Genomic DNA, 1,658 nt, shown 5'->3' with positions numbered 1-1,658 from the left:
ACACAGAAAAGGCACTTGCAGTATGCACTATATTAAAGTAAAAACAGTGAATGAAATTCTATTAAAATCAATCAAAGAAATAACCGACTTTGCAAAAGAAGAAAAGCAAGAGTTTCTAAAAGTGATGAACAAGTTATCCGATGAAAAAAGAGAAGAAAAATATCAAGAGGATAAAGAGAAATTAGAAAAACTGTTATCAAGAAATGAAAAACTAACAACCCTCATTACAAAGCTATACGAAGACCACGCACTTGGAAAAATTCCTGTAAAACACTTTGATAGATTATTTAATACCTATGATACGGAGCAACAAGACTTAGAAAAGAAAATACAGTATTTTGAAAATGAAATAGAAAGCTATCATCAGAGAAAAATTGATACCGATAAATTCCTAAAAATGATAGAGAAATATATAGATATTGAGAAACTGACAGTACCAATGATAAATGAGTATATAGAAAAAGTTGTAGTCCATGAAGCCACAGGGGGAAGAAAAGGCAAAGACAGAAAACAACAAGTTGATGTGTATTTTAACTTTATAGGTAACTGTCAAGTACCACAGAAAGAGGAGATAGAAAAACTGGCTTAAAAATGTTATAATATATAACAAATTTAGTGAGATATATTAGTTAGGAGGACGAAACTATGTCAAATATATATGAGAATGTTCCTAAATTTGAAAGTGAAAAATTTTCACTTCGATTTGTAGATAAAGCTGATGTAGATGATTTACTTGAAGTTTATAGTGACAAAAATTCATTGCCATTTTTTAATAGTGATAATTGTGATGATGATAATTTTTACTATCCAACAAAAGATAAGATGGAACAGGCTATTGATTTTTGGCTAAAATCATATCAGACAAAATGGTTCGTTCGTTGGGTTATAATTGATAAGATTTCATTAAAAACGATTGGAACTATTGAACTGTTTAATAGAACATCAGAAGATAAGTTTAATGGAATGGGCGTACTTAGACTGGATTTGAAAAGCGAATATGAAAAAGAAGAAGTTATTAAAGAAATTTTAGAGCTTATAGTTTCGCCAACTTATGAACTATTTGATTGCGAAGAAGTTATTACTAAAGTTCCTAATTACGCCATTGAAAGAATGTCAGCTGCATCTGGAATTGGTTTTACAAAATCGGATAATTTTTTAGTAGGAACGCATGATGGATATTCATATAAAGATTATTGGACAATTCATAAATAAAAAATAGTAGATTAGCAAAAAATATAGTTAAAATTCAAGGAAACAGTAAATCAAATGGTTTACTGTTTTTTCTTTGCCCCAAAACAGAAAGAGAGGTAAGCAGAAAATGAAAAATATAGATGAAAAAATTTTAATGGCGGAAGAAGGAATTAAGCATTTCCAAAACAAAAGAAAAAAGCTCATCAGTCAGCAGAAACAGGAAGAACGAAAGAAAAGAGATAGACGGCTTTATGAAAAAGGAGGAGTGTTTGAAAGTATCTTTATTGAAAGCAAGGATTTCACCAAAGATGAATTTATCAGCTAATCACATTCCAAAATATCAAAGAAATAATCAATCAAAAAATCTTAAAAATCATAGAGAAACGAGGACAAAGCGAAAATCAAAATACAGAAAACCAAGAGGAAAAAAAGAACGCAGAGGAATAGTCCCTTGTTTACAAGGGCGC

2 protein-coding genes and 1 pseudogene are annotated in these 1,658 nt (G+C 29.9%); all 3 read left to right on the top strand.

Annotated features, from left to right (window positions below; all coding sequences use genetic code 11):
- A partial coding sequence (locus tag HMPREF2852_RS05480; RefSeq protein WP_222563211.1) for a DUF4368 domain-containing protein occupies nucleotides 1-589 on the top strand: 589 nt, incomplete at its 5' end.
- Nucleotides 590-645: 56 nt separating this feature from the next.
- Nucleotides 646-1,212, top strand: coding sequence for a GNAT family N-acetyltransferase (locus HMPREF2852_RS05475; RefSeq protein ID WP_070606473.1), 567 nt, complete (start codon nucleotides 646-648; stop codon nucleotides 1,210-1,212).
- Between the two features lie 106 nt (nucleotides 1,213-1,318).
- A pseudogene (locus HMPREF2852_RS05470) lies at nucleotides 1,319-1,638 on the top strand (DUF3847 domain-containing protein).
- Nucleotides 1,639-1,658: the final 20 nt, after the last annotated feature.

The organism is Anaerococcus sp. HMSC065G05 (genome assembly GCF_001812365.1).
GTDB classification, from domain to species: domain Bacteria; phylum Bacillota; class Clostridia; order Tissierellales; family Peptoniphilaceae; genus Anaerococcus; species Anaerococcus vaginalis.
Note: the sequence above shows the minus strand (reverse complement) of the source record. Positions and strands in the feature narration are given on the sequence as shown.

Bases quoted from the DNA above. Each gene is read 5' to 3' on its own strand.
- HMPREF2852_RS05475 (WP_070606473.1), top strand. From the start codon at position 646: ATGTCAAATATATATGAGAATGTTCCTAAATTTGAAAGTGAAAAATTT.